The sequence below is a fragment of the Longimicrobium sp. genome, from assembly GCF_036399255.1.
Lineage (GTDB): Bacteria > Gemmatimonadota > Gemmatimonadetes > Longimicrobiales > Longimicrobiaceae > Longimicrobium.
On sequence record NZ_DASWNM010000151.1, the window covers coordinates 89,868 to 106,450 of the forward strand.

The 16,583-nt window shown below is 69.9% G+C and carries 10 protein-coding genes; 9 read left to right on the forward strand and 1 reads right to left on the reverse strand.

The annotated features are described in order from the left end of the window. The first annotated feature begins 19 nt into the window (after positions 1–19). The 6 genes from VGC13_RS29110 to VGC13_RS29135 all read left to right on the forward strand — a co-directional run bounded on the left by VGC13_RS29110 (position 20) and on the right by VGC13_RS29135 (position 9,135). The gene (locus VGC13_RS29110) at positions 20–1,495 is read left to right on the forward strand and encodes a DUF5691 domain-containing protein (RefSeq protein ID WP_331128848.1); all 1,476 of its coding nucleotides are present in this window, start codon (positions 20–22) and stop codon (positions 1,493–1,495) included. Next, entirely contained in the window at positions 1,492–2,850 is a 1,359-nt protein-coding gene (locus VGC13_RS29115; RefSeq protein WP_331128849.1) for a DUF5691 domain-containing protein, read from the forward strand. The genes VGC13_RS29110 and VGC13_RS29115 overlap by 4 nt, the downstream gene beginning before the upstream one ends. After that, positions 2,847–3,938 (forward strand): AAA family ATPase, encoded by a 1,092-nt coding sequence (locus VGC13_RS29120; RefSeq protein ID WP_331128850.1) that lies wholly within the window; start codon positions 2,847–2,849, stop codon positions 3,936–3,938. Before VGC13_RS29115 ends, VGC13_RS29120 begins: the two co-directional genes overlap by 4 nt. Further along, positions 3,935–6,787, forward strand: coding sequence for a DUF5682 family protein (locus VGC13_RS29125; protein WP_331128851.1), 2,853 nt, complete (start codon positions 3,935–3,937; stop codon positions 6,785–6,787). Before VGC13_RS29120 ends, VGC13_RS29125 begins: the two co-directional genes overlap by 4 nt. Continuing rightward, the gene (locus tag VGC13_RS29130) at positions 6,784–7,938 is read left to right on the forward strand and encodes a VWA domain-containing protein (protein WP_331128852.1); all 1,155 of its coding nucleotides are present in this window, start codon (positions 6,784–6,786) and stop codon (positions 7,936–7,938) included. Before VGC13_RS29125 ends, VGC13_RS29130 begins: the two co-directional genes overlap by 4 nt. Before the next feature lie 552 nt (positions 7,939–8,490). Next, complete coding sequence (locus tag VGC13_RS29135; protein WP_331128853.1) at positions 8,491–9,135, forward strand: hypothetical protein; 645 nt, start codon at positions 8,491–8,493, stop codon at positions 9,133–9,135. 484 nt (positions 9,136–9,619) lie between these two features. On the opposite strand, the gene VGC13_RS29140 is transcribed toward VGC13_RS29135, so the two are convergent. Then, entirely contained in the window at positions 9,620–10,627 is a 1,008-nt protein-coding gene (locus VGC13_RS29140) for an IS701 family transposase (protein ID WP_331128854.1), read from the reverse strand. Between the two features lie 103 nt (positions 10,628–10,730). Between VGC13_RS29140 and VGC13_RS29145 the strand changes: the two genes are divergently transcribed. The 3 genes from VGC13_RS29145 (at position 10,731) to VGC13_RS29155 (ending at position 16,252) form a co-directional block, all read left to right on the forward strand. Continuing rightward, positions 10,731–11,687 (forward strand): hypothetical protein, encoded by a 957-nt coding sequence (locus VGC13_RS29145; protein WP_331128855.1) that lies wholly within the window; start codon positions 10,731–10,733, stop codon positions 11,685–11,687. A 209-nt stretch (positions 11,688–11,896) separates the two neighbouring features. Further along, positions 11,897–13,855 (forward strand): molecular chaperone DnaK, encoded by a 1,959-nt coding sequence (gene dnaK, locus VGC13_RS29150; protein ID WP_331128856.1) that lies wholly within the window; start codon positions 11,897–11,899, stop codon positions 13,853–13,855. Between the two features lie 846 nt (positions 13,856–14,701). Next, positions 14,702–16,252 carry a Do family serine endopeptidase gene (locus VGC13_RS29155; protein ID WP_331128857.1) on the forward strand — a complete coding sequence of 517 codons (1,551 nt, stop codon included), beginning with the start codon at positions 14,702–14,704 and terminating at the stop codon, positions 16,250–16,252. Positions 16,253–16,583: the final 331 nt, after the last annotated feature.

Sequence of the window (16,583 nt, forward strand, 5' to 3'; positions counted from 1 at the left end):
AACGGCGGGGGAGCGGGGCATGGAGGGCATGGCAGGGCGGCCGGCGCCCATGGACGCCACTACGGGCGATCCCGGTCTGCAGGCCGCCATCGCCGCCTTGGCAGACCCGTCCGCCGAGGCGCGGCGGCTGGCGATGCCCACGCTGCTGGACGCGTGGCGCCGCGCCGGCGAGCCCGCGTCCGCGGCGGAGGAGCGCATTGCGTCGCCTGCGGCCGCGCGTGTGCTGAGCGAGATCCTGGCCCGCTCAGGCAGGCCGGAACCGCTGCCGGAATGGATTTCCCTCGCGACGCAGGCCGGCGTCGCCGTACCGTATGACTTGCTGCCGGAGCTGATCCACACGGGCGCGCGGGTCATGGACATGCGCGAGATGGTCGCCGGTGCGCTGGGCCCGTGCGGACGCTGGCTTGCGACCCTGAACCCGGCGTGGTCGTACGCGGCGAAGCCCCCTGCGACGCCGGGCACCTGGGGAACGGCGACGGCCCAGCAGCGCCTCGGCATCCTGCGCGAGATGCGCCGGTCCGATCCCGCCGCGGGGCTGGCGCTGGTGCGGAGCACCTGGGCCGCGGGGCTGGCGCTGGTGCGGAGCACCTGGGCCGCGGACCCGCCGGGTGTGCGTATGGCCCTGCTCGGCGGCCTCTCCGTCGGCTTGGGGATGGCCGACGAGCCGTTCGTGGAATCGGCCCTGGATGACGAGCACAAGGAGGTACGCGCCGCGGGCGCGCGCCTGCTGGCCACTCTTCCCGGTTCGCGCCTGGTCGGACGGATGACGAAGCGCCTGGCCCCGCTGCTGTGGCCGCGCGGTCGCGGTGGGCTGCTGGATCGGCTGCGCGGCGTCAGGCTGCGCGTGGACGTGAAGCTCCCGGCCGCGTGCGACCGTGGGATGCGGCGGGACGGGATCCAGCCCAATCCGCCGCACGGCACCGGCGAGCGCGCGTGGTGGCTGCAGCAGATGCTGGCCTCCGTTCCCCCATCCGTGTGGACGGTGCGCTGGGGGATGGATGCGGCGGCCTGCCTGAGCGCCGCCCGCGCCAGCGGGCACGGCGCCCTGCTCGTCCGCGGCTGGGCCGAGGCAGCCATCCTCAGCCGCGACGCCGATTGGGCCGAGACGCTGCTCCGCGCGGAAGCCGGCACGGACTGGCTCAACGCCATCAAGGGGCTTGCCGCCGCGCTGCCGCCGGACCGGCTGGAACGGCTGGTCCTGGAGCGCATGCGCGACACCGGCAGGCAGGCCGAGGACGAGGATGACTTCACCCTGCAGATGCTGGACATGGCCCGCGCCTGGAGCCCCGCGCTCACCCGCGCCGTGCTGGCCGCCCTGCCCGCGCCCCCGCTGCCGCGGTGGAGCGGCATCCGCTCGCGGCTGGGCAGGTACGCGCTGCACATGCACCCCGCGACCGCCGTCGCCATCGCCGGCCTCCGCGAGCGCGACCCCGGCGAAGGAGAGTGGCTCGACTTGATCCATCTGCGGCACGCGATGCACCAGGCCTTCTCATGACCACGCCCGCGGTGGAAGGGGAGGAGCGCGTCGCGCCATTGCCGGCTATGCAGATGCTGCGGCAGATCCTGGCGTACCGGCCCGAGCGGATGGGGCGCGCGCAGAGGGCGATTGGTCCCGCGGAGCTGCTGCCGGAGTGGCTCGCGCTCGCGCGGGAGACAGGCGTCGCCGTCCCGCCGGAGCTTTTGCCCGAGATGCTGGCCTTTGGGGAGCAGTACGTGGACATGCGCGATGTCGTCGCCGCGGCGGTGGGCGAGCTCGGACAGTGGCTGGCGGCCATGAACCCGCCGTGGGCCTACGCCGCCGCGCCCCCGGCCGACCCGGCGGCGGCTTGGGCGGCGGGGACGACGGAGGTGCGCCTCCGCATCCTCCGCCACCTGCGCCGCACCTACCCCGCGGCCGGGCTCGCGCTGTTGCGGTCCACCTGGGCCACGGCAACATCCGACGACCGGGTGGCGTTCCTTGAGACGCTGGAGACGGGGCTGTCACTGGACGACGAGCCGTTCCTCGAGTTCGTCCTGGACGAGCCGATCGTGGAGCCCGCCCCCGATGACGACCGGGTCATCATCTGCGGTTGGCCGGAGCCGAAGGAGGTCCGCCCCACCGCCGTGAACCTGCTTTCCACGCTCCCCGGCTCGCGCCTGGTCACGCGGATGTTCGCCCGCCTGGCGCCGCTTCTCGCCCTGCGCGAGCCGCCCGGAGAACGCGCGCGGATCGACCTGCAACTGCCCGCCGCAAAGGACGACAAAGAATTGCGGCGCTACTCGATCGCGCCTTGGTGGGTTCCTGAGCGTACGATGTCGATGTACGACATGCTCCAAGTCGTGCCGCCGTCCCTGTGGGCCGCGCACTGGGGACGCAGCTACCCGGACTTGCTGCAGGCCGCCCGCGACATCGGGGACGACCTTGTCATCGATGCGTGGACCGCCTCCGCCATTCGCGTGCGCGACGCGAAGTTTGCCGAGGCGCGCCTGCGGATGCCGGGCGGCAAGGGCCCCAGCGCTGGCACCCCGACCGTGGCGAAGGTGATCCACCCGGACCGGCTGGAGCCGCTGGTCCTGGAACGCGTGGCCACACACGGGCTCAACACCGCCGCCGGGCTGCTGTTCGGCGCACGCTTTCCATGGAGCCCGGTTCTCACGCGCGCCGTGCTGGAGGAGTTCCCGGACAACCTCCCCTGGGCGGTTCGTGACCCAGCCGAGCACAAGCCCGAAGGCTTGGTGGCTTTGTTCGGCGCGCCATACATGCATCCCGCCACCGCCGTTGCCGTGCTCCGCGAGCGGGGCGACCCCTATGAAGGAGAATGGGTCGACCTGCTCCACCTGCGACACACCCTGCACCAGGCCTTCGAATGACCACGCCGCCCTCCGTGCTGCGCGCCCACGCCGAGCAGCAGTTCGCGCACGAGCTGCAGGCGCTCGACCGCGCCGACGACCGGCCGCGCCCGCCGTCCTGGCGCCTGAGCCCCTGGGCCGTCGCCACCTACCTGCTGGGCGGACGGCTGAACGACGGGACGGAGATCGTCCCCAAGTACATCGGCGACCGGCGGCGCATCGAGATCGCCATCGCCACGCTGGCCACCGACCGCGCGCTGCTGCTGATGGGCGTGCCGGGGACCGCCAAGTCGTGGGTCAGCGAGCACCTGGCCGCCGCCATCAGCGGAGACTCTACCCTGCTCGTCCAGGGCACGGCGGGGACCAGCGAGGAGCAGATCCGCTACGGGTGGAACTACGCCCGGCTGCTGGCCGACGGCCCCACGCGCGCCGCCGTGGTCCCCAGCCCCATGATGCGGGGGATGGCGGACGGCAAGATCACCCGCGTCGAAGAGCTCACCCGCATCCCGGCCGAGGTGCAGGACTCGCTGATCACCGTCCTCTCCGAAAAGACGCTGCCGATCCCCGAGCTGGGCGAGGAGGTGCAGGCCACCAAGGGGTTCAACGTCATCGGCACGGCCAACGACCGCGACAAGGGGGTCAACGAGCTGTCCAGCGCCCTCAAGCGCCGCTTCAACGTGGTGGTCCTTCCCCTCCCCGCCACGGCGGACGAAGAGGTGGAGATCGTCCGCACCCGCGTGGCGTCGCTGGGCCGCGCGCTCGAGATCCCCGGCGAGGCGCCGGCGCTGGAAGAGGTGCGGCGCGTGGTCACCATCTTCCGCGAGCTGCGCGCGGGGGTCACGGAGGACGGCAAGAGCAAGCTCAAGTCGCCCACCGGCACCCTGTCGCCGGCGGAGGCCATCTCGGTGGTGAGCCACGGGCTGGCGCTGGCGGCGCACTTTGGCGACGGCACGCTGCGGGCGGCGGACCTGGCGGGCGGCATCCAGGGCGCGGTGGTCAAGGACCCGGTGCAGGACCGCGCCGTGTGGCTGGAGTACCTGGAGACCGTGGTGCGCGAGCGCGACGGGTGGAAGGACCTGTACCGCGCGGGGCGGGAGAACGCGGCGTGAGCGTGCACGTCTTCGGCATTCGGCACCACGGTCCGGGGAGCGCGCGGTCGCTGCTGCGCGCCCTGGAGTCGCTGGCGCCGGACCTCGTGCTGGTCGAGGGCCCGCCGGAGGCCGACGCGCTCCTTTCCCTGGCCGCGCACGCGGAGATGCAGCCGCCCGTGGCGCTGCTGGTGTACGATCCGGCCGATCCCCGCCGCGCCGTGCACTACCCGTTCGCCACCTACTCCCCCGAGTGGCAGGCCATCCGCTACGCCCTAGCCCGCGGCGTCCCCGTGCGCTTCTGCGATCTTCCGATGTCGCACCAGCTCGTCCCGGTGGACGTGGATCCGACCGATGGATCGGCCACGTCGCCCGCGGACGGATCCGCAGGCGCATCGGCGGATGGATCGGCTGAATCGCCCGCGGACGGATCAGGGGCATCGGTCGATGGATCGGCCGCATCGCCTGCGGATGGATCAGGGGCATCGGTCGATGGATCGGCCGCATCGCCCGCGGACGGATCCGCAGGCGCATCGGCGGATGGATCGGCTGAATCGCCCGCGGACGGATCAGGGGCGTCGGTCGATGGATCGGCCGCATCGATCGCGGATGGACCAGCAGGCGCATCGGGGGATGAATCGGCCGCATCGCCAGCGGACGGATCGGAGACATCGATCGATGGATCGGCCGCGTCCGCGGTGGACGGATCGGCAGGTGGATCGGGAGCATCGGTCGACAGTGGATCTGCCGTATCCGCTGACGTCGGTCCATCCAGCCGATCCGCCGTATCGGTTGATGCTGATCCATCGACCGGATCGTCCGTATCCGCCGATTCCATCGCTCCGGCCGCCGAAGCCGTCGATCCAGCGGATGCCGCCGATCGATCCACCGAATCCACCGATCCATCCGCTGGTCCTGCATCGGCGGACGGCGCGGCTGCGGATTCGGGCGAGGCGGACGAAGACGATCCGGAGCACATCCGCGAAGATCCGCTGAACTGGCTGGCGCGCGCGGCGGGGGAGTCGGACGGCGAGCGCTGGTGGGAGCAGCTGGTGGAGCACCGCCGCGACGACGCGGACCTGTTCCAGGCCGTGCTGGAGGCGATGGACGCCCTGCGCGGCGAGCTGGCCCTTCCCGAGCCCCTGCGCGAGCGGCGGCGCGAGGCGTACATGCGCCAGCAGATCCGCGCCGCCGAGCGCGAGGGCCATGCGCGCATCGCCGTGGTGTGCGGCGCCTGGCACGCGCCCGCGCTGGTGCGCAAGGCGGCGGTCAGGGACGACGCGGCGCTCCTCAAGGGGCTTCCGAAGGCCAGGCTGGCCGCCACCTGGGTGCCGTGGACGTACGGCCGCCTGGCGTCGGACAGCGGCTACGGCGCGGGGGTGACGTCGCCGGGGTGGTACGACCACCTGTGGGAGACGCAGGGGCAGGACGCGGAGGCCGTGTCCATCCGCTGGCTCACCCGCGCCGCCCAGCTGCTGCGCGAGCAGGACCTATCCGCCTCCACGGCGCAGGTGATCGACGCGGCGCGGCTGGCGGGGTCGGTGGCGGCGCTGCGCGGGCTGGCGCTTCCCGGCCTGGCCGAGCTGAACCAGGCGGCGGACGCCGTGTTCTGGGGCGGCGGCACGGGCGACGGCGGGTCGCTTCCCCTGCGGCTCATCCACGAGCACCTGGTGGTGGCCGAGCGGCTGGGCGCCGTGCCGGCCGAGACCCCCGCCGTGCCCCTGCAGCAGGACCTGGCGCGCGAGCAGAAGCGGCTGCGCCTGCCCCCCGAGGCCGGCGAGCGCGTGCTGGAGCTGGACCTGCGCAGGGAAACCGACCTGCATCGCAGCCGCCTGCTGCACCGCCTGCGGCTGCTGGGCCTGCCCTGGGGCGACGACCAGCGCGTGCACGGCAAGCGCGGCACCTTTCACGAGCACTGGCGCCTGCGCTGGCACCCCGAGTTCGCCGTGCGGGTGATCGAGGCCGCCGTGTGGGGCAACACCGTGGCCGAGGCCGCCGGCGGCCGCGTGCGCGGCGAGGCGGACCGCGCGGCCGACCTGCCGGCGCTCACCGGCCTGCTGCAGCGCACCCTGCTGGCCGACCTGCCGGCCGCCGCGCGCCACCTCATCGCCCGCATCGACGCCGAGGCCGCGCGCGCCGCCGACCTGCGCCACCTGATGGGCGCCCTGCCGCCCCTGGCCGAGGTGCTGCGCTACGGCGACGTGCGCGGCACCGACACCGAGATGCTGGGCCACGTGGTCGACGGCCTGGTGGCGCGCATCGCCGTGGGGCTGCCGCTGGCCACCGCCTCGCTGGACGACGAGGCGGCGGCGGCGATGGCGGGGTCCATCTCCGCCGTGCAGGGCGCCGTTACGCTGCTGCAGGACGAGCGGCACCGCGGGCTGTGGGCGGATGCGCTGCGGCGCGTGGCGGACGGCGCCGGGGTGCACGGCCACGTGCAGGGCCGCGTGGTACGCCTGCTGCTGGACCTGGGATCGATCGACGCGGCCGAGGCGGGGCGGCGGCTGGGGCTGGCGCTCTCCACCGCCTCCGCGCCGGAGCTGGCGGGGGCGTGGGTGGAGGGGTTCCTGGCCGGATCGGGGCTGGTGCTGCTGCACGATGCGCGGCTCTTCGGCATCCTGGACGGCTGGCTGGCGGGGCTGGGCGCGGACGCCTTTACGACGCTGCTCCCCCTGCTGCGCCGCACCTTTTCCACTTTCGCCGCCGGCGAGCGCCGCGGCATCGGCGAGCTGGCGCGGCGCGGCGGACCGGCTTCGTCATCGGCCGAAACGGCGGCGGGGGACGAGGAGACGGACCGCACGCGGGCGGCGGCGGTGCTGCCGCTCATCACCCTGCTGATGGGGCTGGACGCGCCCCGGGAGGCCGCATGAGCGGCGACGCGGAGCGGCTGCGGCGGTGGCGGCTGGTGCTGGGCGGCGGCGAGGCCGCGGAGGGCACCGGCGTAAGCCTGGGCGACATGGACGCGCGGATGGACGGCGCCCTGGGCGCGCTGTACGACGGGCACGAGCGCAAGGGCGGATTGGGCGCGTCGGCGCCGTCGGTGGCGCGCTGGCTGGGCGACATCCGCGGCTACTTTCCCGGCAGCGTCGTGCGGGTGATGCAGCAGGACGCCTTCGAGCGGCTGGGGCTGCGGCAGATGCTGCTGGAGCCGGAGCTGCTGGAGGCGGTGGAGGCCGACGTGCACCTGGTCGCCACCCTGCTCTCGCTGCAGAGCGTGATGCCGGCAAAGACGCGCGAGACGGCGCGCGGGGTGGTGCGAAAGGTGGTGCGCGAGGTGGAGCGCCGGCTGGCGGAGCCGCTGCGGCAGGCGGTGGCGGGCAGCCTGAGCCGCTCCCTCCGCAACCGCCGCCCCCGCCACGCCGAGATCGACTGGAACCGCACCCTCCGCGCGAACCTGCGCCACTACCAGCGCGACTACCGCACCGTCATCCCCGAAACGCGCGTGGGCTGGGGCCGGCGCCGCAGCAGCCTGCGCGACGTGATCCTGCTCATCGACCAGAGCGGATCGATGGCGTCGTCCGCGGTCTACTCCGGCATCTTTGGCTCGGTGCTGGCGTCGCTGCCGGCGCTCAGCACGCGCGTCATCGCCTTCGACACGGCGGTCGCGGACCTGTCGGACGCGCTGCACGACCCGGTGGACGTGCTGTTCGGCATCCGGCTGGGCGGCGGCACCGACATCAACCACGCGCTGGCCTACGCGCAGCAGTGGGTGCGCCGCCCGCAGGAGACGGTGCTGTTCCTGGTGAGCGACCTGTACGAGGGCGGCAACCAGGCCGAGATGCTCAGGCGCACGGCCGCGCTGGTGGCCGCCGGGGTGCAGGTGGTGGCCCTGCTGGCGCTGTCGGACGATGGCGCGCCGTCGTACGACCATCGCGTGGCGGCCACCATGGCGGGCTTTGGCGTCCCCGCGTTCGCCTGCACCCCGGACCAGTTCCCCGACCTGATCGCCGCCGTCCTGCAGAAGCGCGACGTCTCGGCGTGGGCGGCGGAGCAAGGGATTGCGACGCAGCGGGGTGGGTGAAGGGGTGAAGGGGTGAAGGGGTGAAGGGGTGAAGGGGTGAACGAGGGTCGCAGCGGCTGGCCAGGGCGGCAATGGCGAATGAATTCGCTGCAACAAACACACAAAGGCCGCCTTCGCGGACTGGAGGGCGTGGGGGGGCGAATGGTGCGGTGCGCGCCCGGGCGGTGGATCGGTCGTCTCTCGGCCGCTGGCGGGTTCGCGCCTGGCGCTGCCCACGCGAGCGGGTGAAGCCCTGTTCCGTGCCGCGCCTCGGCGCGGAGACAGGGCTTATGGCCGTTCCAGCCGCGGGTTTCAACCCGTGTTCAACCGCGTCCAACCCGCGTCCGAACCCGTTTGGAACGCGCGGATTTCACCCCGCGTCCAACCGCGCCCCAATCCACGGATTTCACCCGCGTCCAATCCGCCGTCCGGCCCCGCGGACCCGCGGATTTATCCGCATCCGACCCGCGTTCCACGATTGAGGTGAGCGGCGCATCCGTGAACCGCGCCCGGCTTGGAGGTTGCCGCACGGCGCCGGTTCACGAAGGATGGATGACGAGGGGGAGATGGTGGATGACGCGCCCTGAGCCGAAGCTGATCGAATCCGCCCCGCTGCGATACCTGCTGTCGCTGCCGCGCGGCGCGGATGCGGCGGATGCCCGGCCGGTGCTCGTCTTTCTGCACGGCTACGACGAGGGCGCGCCGATGGACATCCACGGCGCGCTCACCCTGCACGGCCCGCTGCGCCCCGGCAACCCTGCCGTCGCGGTGGAGGAGTTCATCGTCGTCGCGCCGCAGCTTCCCGTGCGCGGCGACCTGTGGATGCGCTCGGCGGATGCGGTGCGCGACATCGTGCGGCGGGTGCAGGCGGAGCACGGCGGCGATCCGCGTCGCACGTACCTGACGGGCTTCAGCTTTGGCGGGAACGGCGTGTTCGACCTGGCGCTCGCGCAGCCGGACACGTGGGCCGCGCTCTGGGCCGTGGACCCCACGCGCATCCCCCCGCGCGACCCCGGCCTGCCGGTATGGCTGTCCTCAGGCGAAATCTCCCGCCGCCGCCAGCCCGGCTTCAACGCGATGCTCCGCCTGGAATCCGCCGGCACCGGCCTTCCCGGCGACCGTGTCTACACCGACGCGGGGAAGGACCACGTAGGCACCGCCACGCTGGCGTATCGGGAGGAGCGGATCTACCGGTGGCTGCTGGAGCGGCCGGGATGAGCTGGCCCAGGCGGTGGAGGCAGGCGCTCACATCACACGGATCGTGTAAACGACGCCCCCCGCCGCCATTCCCGCCGCGGTGCCCACGATTGCGCCCCGCCCTGCGGTCTGGCTGTTCCCCGGCGAAATTCCCGCACCCGGCAGACCCGGGTTTAAGCCGCGTGGCGCAGCCGGGCAGGCACTGACGCTTGGCGACCGCATCTACACCGAAGAAGGAAAGGGCTACCGGGCACCGCCACGCTGGCGTACGGGTATACCGTTGGCTAGTCTAAACTAAGGTCCGACACAACAACGGCGGGGCGAGCAAGCAGCTTTCGATCACATTGCGACATGACGAGCAATCACGAACATGATTACGCTGTCGACACAAACTGCAAAAGACAAGGATGAGGAAACGGGCGAGGAGCGCATAAACCTGGTGGTGAATGGCACGGTACTGCTCAAATCGTCCGTTCACATGCACAAAGACCAATACAATTAGGAGTTACGCAGTTGCCCCAAGAGTGAACCGTGGTGCGGCCAGATAGGCGCGAACGGCGTCACGGGTGATGCTGGTCTTTGCCTCCCACCAACTCATGCCCGTGCGGATCCGGTTACGCTCCAGGCGAACGAAAGCACGGATGGACAAGCCGATATGGTTCCTCTGGGCGCGTGCAGCGCGGACCTGGGCCCGCTCGACGCCGCAATACTGCTTGAGTCCGCGGTGGTACTGCTCGATTCCCCACGCGAAGCTGGCATAGGTCTGCCGCGTACACTCGCTCATCTGCTCGTCGCTGCTAGCCCAGTAGTCCGCATCCGCCGTGTCTCCGTTCGTGGGGACGATCCGAAAGACGCGCACGAAACCGTAGCCGCGAAGATGCACCCGAGTACCGCCTTCACCAATCTCACACTCGGCCACTGGCCGGTTTCCCGATCCGTCGGGGTTGACTTGGCGATCGCTCTTGAAGCGCGTCAGCCAGGTCCAGCCGTAGGAGCGCACCGCCTTGAGATTTTCCAGGCTGGAGTACCACGAGTCGAAGAGCACGCACTCGGGCTCGAAGCCCCGCGCGTACGCTGTCTCAAGCAACGCACGGAAGTGATCGTTCTTCGTCAGCCCGTCATTGGGCCGGTCGTAGATCCGGTAGTCCACCGGGATCAGCCGGTGCCCGTCACTCCACAGCAGCGTCAGCAGGTTGATGCCCTGCACCACGCTCCGGTGTTTCCCCGACCAGTGGCGGGTCACCAAACCCATGTGCTGCGCGTACGGCTTGTCGAGCGTGGTGTCATCCAGAATCAGTACCCCGCGGCGGCGTTCCACCTGAGTCCGCGATTCTTCCCACAGTTGAACCGGATCCGGCTCCAGGCGATGAAGCAAACGCGTAAATGCATCATGCGCAGGCGCCGAATCACTGCCATGTGGCTGCACGCGGGCCGCTTCCGTGCCACTCACCACGCGCGGGCTCGCGATCAGGAACTGCACGTAATCGCTTGCGTTTACTTTGGGTGCATTCATCCCGAAAAGCTAGTCCATACGCCGCAACTGCGTAAGTCCTAACAATATCTCGATCTTCGACAATGATGATGCGAGTCTTCTAACGTGCTATACAGCAGATGAGTTGCTGCAGCACCCCGTCGCGAATTTGGACCTGATTTACCCCTCCAATTTTCCCGAACTTTCGTTGTCAGTCACTATACACTTTCGTACCGGTCGTGGTAAGCAACCATACGACCTGTGGATCTCTTATGCCGTCGATGTCGAGAATTGGGCAGGACCATGGACCATTGGAGCCTATGCCTCGGCGGTAAAGGAGGTAGCAGGCCAGTCCGGGAGAAGCAATCTAGCGCTTGAGCATAACGACTTCACCACTGCTGATACATTTGAGTTCATTTGCACTCCACGCAGCTCTTCTGCTCCCATTGGACGAGAGATCAGCCATTTTCTAACGGGCACGACTGAGATCATTCAGAAAGCGCGGGCGGCTGTTTTTCAAAATGTAGAACGAGATGCTTTCGTAACATTCTTCGAATTCCCGCCAAGCGTTAGCACCGCCTGCGAACAATACCTCCTCTACTTTATCCAGTTTCTGCGAGATCTCGGGATCGAGGCAGGCGCCAGCATCAAGCACGAAGCCCATAAGGTTCTTTTCAGCGTCACGCCTCAAGATGGCGCCGAGGCACTGGACCGCATCAGAGAAGCTCTCGACATTTATCTTCGGCTCCCTGATTCGCCCGAATTCGCAACGCAGGCCGCGGCGTACGGAGACATCGCGGTTCAGCAGCTGCAGGCGAACATCTTTCACCTAAAGGGGCAACTGGCTGTCGCTGGCGCCGTGCTCCAAGCGAAGAACGCGCAGATCGAGGCCCTTCAACTCTCCAACTTCGCGTACCAGCAGTTGCTCGCGACCCACCAGCAGGCCTCTACGCTCTCCCTCCTGCCGCCGGGAACTTCCGCTGCGGACGTCGAACCGCTGGTACCCGGCGTGATCGAAGTCACCAGATACGAAGGCAAGGGCTTCACGGTGAACCTGCCCGAACTGCTCCGGAGGCTGAAGCGCGGCTTCAGTCAGGAATAACGGCAGTCCGCAGAGCATTGTTAAGCCGTGGCAGCCATGCCGATCTGACAGCAAACCCGCCGGAACAGCAGGAAAACACTTGAAAATCGCGGCACAGGCGTTGCCCTTCCCAGGGGCAGCGCTGTAACGGGCGCCCGGGCGAACAACGCCGCGAGGCGCCCTTGTTTTCCGGTTCAATTCGCAACGCAGACAACGAAAGGCAACCCGGCATGGCGAAGGTCATCGGGATCGATCTTGGGACCACCAACTCCGTAGTCGCCGTGATGGAAGGCGGCGACCCGGTGGTGATCCCCAACGCCGAGGGCGGACGCACCACGCCGTCCGTCGTGGCGTTCACCAAGGACGGCGAGCGGCTGGTGGGCCAGGTGGCGCGCCGCCAGGCCATCACCAACCCCACCAACACCATCTTCTCCATCAAGCGCTTCATGGGCCGCAAGGAGGCCGAGGTGCAGCAGGAGGAGAAGCTGGTCCCGTACAAGGTCACGTCCGGCAGCGGCGGGCTGGCGCAGGTCGAGGTGCCCAACGTGGGCAAGACCTTCACCCCGCCCGAGATCTCGGCGATGACGCTGCAGAAGATGAAGCAGACCGCCGAGGACTACCTGGGCACCCCGGTCACCCAGGCGGTGATCACCGTGCCCGCGTACTTCAACGACGCGCAGCGGCAGGCCACCAAGGACGCAGGCAAGATCGCCGGCCTCGAGGTGCTCCGCATCATCAACGAGCCCACCGCGGCGGCGCTGGCGTACGGCCTGGACAAGAAGAAGGAAGAAAAGATCGCGGTCTACGACCTGGGCGGCGGCACCTACGACATCAGCATCCTCGAGCTGGGCGAGGGCGTCTTCGAGGTCAAGGCCACCAACGGCGACACCCACCTGGGCGGCGACGACTTCGACCAGAAGATCATCGACTGGCTGGTGGAGGAGTTCCGCAAGGACCAGGGGATCGACCTGAGCAAGGATCCCATGGCGCTGCAGCGCCTGAAGGAGGCGGCGGAGAAGGCCAAGATGGAGCTGTCGACCACCGCGTCGACCGACATCAACCTGCCCTTCATCACGGCCACGCAGGAGGGCCCCAAGCACCTGAACGTAAGCCTGAGCCGCGCCAAGTTCGAGCAGCTGGTGGACGACCTGGTGCAGCGCACCCGGGCGCCCATGGAGCAGGCGCTCAAGGACGCGGGCCTCAGCACGGGCGACATCGACGAGGTGATCCTGGTGGGCGGCAGCACGCGCATCCCCAAGATCCAGGAGGTGGTCAAGGAGTTCTTCGGCAAGGACCCGCACCGCGGCGTGAACCCCGACGAGGTCGTCGCGGTGGGCGCGGCCATCCAGGGCGGCGTGCTGGCCGGCGAGGTGAAGGACGTGCTGCTGCTGGACGTGACGCCCCTGTCGCTGGGCATCGAGACGCTGGGCGGCGTGTTCACCAAGCTCATCGAGCGCAACACGACGATCCCCACCAAGAAGTCCGAGACGTTCTCGACGGCCGAGGACAGCCAGACCACGGTGGAGATCCACGTGCTGCAGGGCGAGCGCGAGATGGCGGTCTACAACAAGACCATCGGCAAGTTCCAGCTGACGGGCATTCCGCCGGCACCCCGGGGCATGCCGCAGGTGGAGGTGACGTTCGATATCGACGCCAACGGCATTCTGCACGTGTCGGCCAAGGACCGCGCCACGGGCAAGGAGCAGAAGATCCGCATCGAGGCGTCCAGCGGCCTGTCCGACACCGAGATCGAAAAGATGGTGAAGGACGCCGAGAGCCACGCCGGCGAGGACAAGGCGCGGCGCGAGCAGGTCGAGGCGCGCAACCGCCTGGACAGCATGGTCTACGAGGTCGAGAAGAACGTCAAGGAGTGGGACGACAAGCTCGACCAGGGGAGCAAGGACAAGCTGAACGAGTCGCTGGAGCGCGCCCGCAAGGCGCTCAAGCAGGACGACGTCGGCGAGGTGCGCGCGGCCACGGAAGAGCTGCAGAGCGCCTACTCGGCGGCGGGGGCCAGCATCTACCAGGCGCAACAGGCGGCGTCGGGCGCGGGTGCGGACGCCGGCTTCAGCGGCGGCGCCACGGCCGGCGCGGGCTTCGAGGGCGACGCCACGGCCTCCGCGGGCGCCCGCACGCAGGACGACGTGGTCGAGGCCGACTACGAGATCGTGGACGACCAGAAGAACTGAGGGCGTCTCGATCGATTGGACGGAGGCGGTCCGGTCCGCGAGGGCCGGCCGCCCGTGGGCCAGAGTGGATCAGGATGGATGACGCGCGGCCCCGACTCCGGATTCCGGGGCCGGGGCCGTTCGTGTGCCGGGACGGGGGCGGGACGCGCGGATCCGGGATCGAGCTGCGTCGGAGAGCGCCCCCTCCGCTCGCTTAGGCTCGCACCTCCCCCAAGTTTGGGGGAGGTTGGCGATGTCGATGGATTTGGGCGCGGCGAAGAGGATCCAGTTCGACCTGTTTCGTCGATCCGCGATCCCGGCCACACCCCAACCTCCCCCAGCAGTTTTTGGGGAGGTGGGCGAGGAATGCGAGCCCGGAGGGGGCGCCTGCGGGGCCGCGTTGAAAACCCATCGCCCGCCCGCCGGGTAATCCGGCCCCTCCCCCCGGCCCCCTCCCCGCTCGTTCCTCGCGGAGAGGGGGGAGAACCCATCGCGCTGCGACAAGGTTTGCAGCGGGATGGTGGGGGTCTTGCAGGGAAGCGGAGAGGCGGATTGCGTGAGGGATGCGCGCCCGCAGGGGCGAGACACCGGCGCGCCGTGCACGGGGGCGGACGGAGCGCGTGGGACCCTGGCGCGCCGGGGGCTCGACGCCGTTGGCAACAGTTGTATCGTTGCCTACGGCGCGCGCAGCCCGGCCCGGAGCGCAGCGGAGGGACACGCCCAAAGCGCAGTGCGCAGTTACGTTTTCCGCTGGATCCACGGACGCGCTTAACGATGGATTAATGCCACCCCCCTTCCGCGCCATCGGGGAAGGGGGCGATACTGAACGTGGCAAAGTCCCTTCAGTCAAACGGAACAGGAACAACCATGCTCGATCCGGTACGTGCCAAGCTGAAGCTGGTGGGCGTGACCGCGGGTGCGTTCGCGGGCGGCGTGCTGCTGGCCAGCGGGCTTGAATGGACCGCCGGCTCGCACGCGGCCACCCTGCTGCAGACCACCGAGCAGCCGTCCAAATCGGACGTGCGGCCGGTGGCGGAGCTGAGCCAGGCGTTCATCTCCATCGCCGAGTCGGTGACGCCGGCGGTGGTGGCCATCGAGACGGAGCGCAGCGCGCGCGCCACCCCGCGCCGCGGCCGCGGCGAAGAAGAGGGCGAGGAGGAGGGCCAGGGCTTTCCCTTCCCCTTCCCCTTCCCGCAGCAGCAGGGTCCGCAGGGGCCGCAGCAGGCCAGCGGATCGGGCTTCCTGATCAGCGCCGACGGCTACATCGTCACCAACAACCACGTGGTGGCCGACGCCGACCAGATCAACGTGGTCCTGACCGACAACCGGCAGCTGCGCGCCCGGCTGGTGGGCCGCGACCCGCTGACGGACGTGGCGGTGATCAAGATCGAGGGCGACCGCTTTCCCGCGGTGCGCCTGGGCCGCTCGGAAGACGTGCGCATCGGCGAGTGGGTGCTGGCCATCGGCAACCCGCTGGACCTGGGAATCACGGTGACCTCGGGGATCGTGAGCGCCCAGGGGCGCTCGCTGAACAACCTGCTGGGCAGCAACGCGGGCGCCAACGCGGGGTGGGCCATCGAGGACTTCGTGCAGACGGACGCGCCCATCAACCCGGGCAACTCGGGCGGCCCGCTGGTGAACCTGCGCGGCGAGGTGGTGGGCGTGAACAGCGCCATCGCCTCGCCCACGGGCTACAACGCGGGGTACGGCTTCGCGGTGCCCATCGACCTGGCGCGCAAGGTGGCCGACGACCTGATCCGCTACGGCCGCGTGCGCCGCCCCGCGGTGGGCATCCAGGTGACCAACGTGGGGCCCGAGGACGCGGAGGTGTACAAGCTGGAGCGCATCGCCGGCGTGGTGGCGCAGGACTTTCCCCCCGAGAGCCCGGCGCGCGAGGCGGGGATCCGCCAGGGCGACGTGATCGTGGCGGTGGATGGCCGACCGGTGCAGCGGGTGGGGCAGTTCCAGCGGATGATCGCCACGCGCCGACCCGGCGAGTCGGTGGAGCTCGAGGTGATGCGCTACGGCGAGCGCCGCCGCGTCACCGTGCGCCTGGGCGAGGCGCCCACCGCCGCCGAGGCGCCGCAGGCCGCCCGCGCCGAGACGCCGGCGCCCGCGGAGGGCAGCACCCGGCTGGGGGTGGCCGTGTCGCCGGTGACCCCCGACGTGGCGCGCAACTGCGAGCTGCAGGGCCAGACCACGGGCATCATCGTGACGGAGGCGGAGCGGTTCGGCGTAGGGCAGCGCAACGGGCTGCTCCGGTGCACGCGCATCCTCGCGGTGGACGGGCAGGAGGTGACCGACGTAGCCGCGTTCCGCCGGCTGGTGGAGCGCAAGAACCCCGGCCAGGTGGTGTCGCTGCGGGTGGTGTTCAACGGCGGCCAGAATGGCATCCTGAACATCCGCCTGCCGGACTGAGCTCCGCCGGCGGAACCCCTTTCGCGACGGAGCGCCACCCGGACGGCCGGGTGGCGCTCCGTCGTTTCCCTCCCGCACCCGGCCCCTGCTCGATTTGTTCCTTTTCCGCCTCACATCGGTGTGAATCGGTGCAAGTGATTCCTGGATATAGCAGATGCTGTACAAATAATACACACCTTATCCGATGATCCTTGACGATGAATCGGGGGCTCATTAACCTGATTCCAGATGCGGGAGGCAGTGCCTTGATACAGCCCCCTTGGCGTCCTCCCGGTCCGCGGCGGTCCGGGGCGAACGGCACGCCGATGGAGGCAATCCACGTTTCGATCTC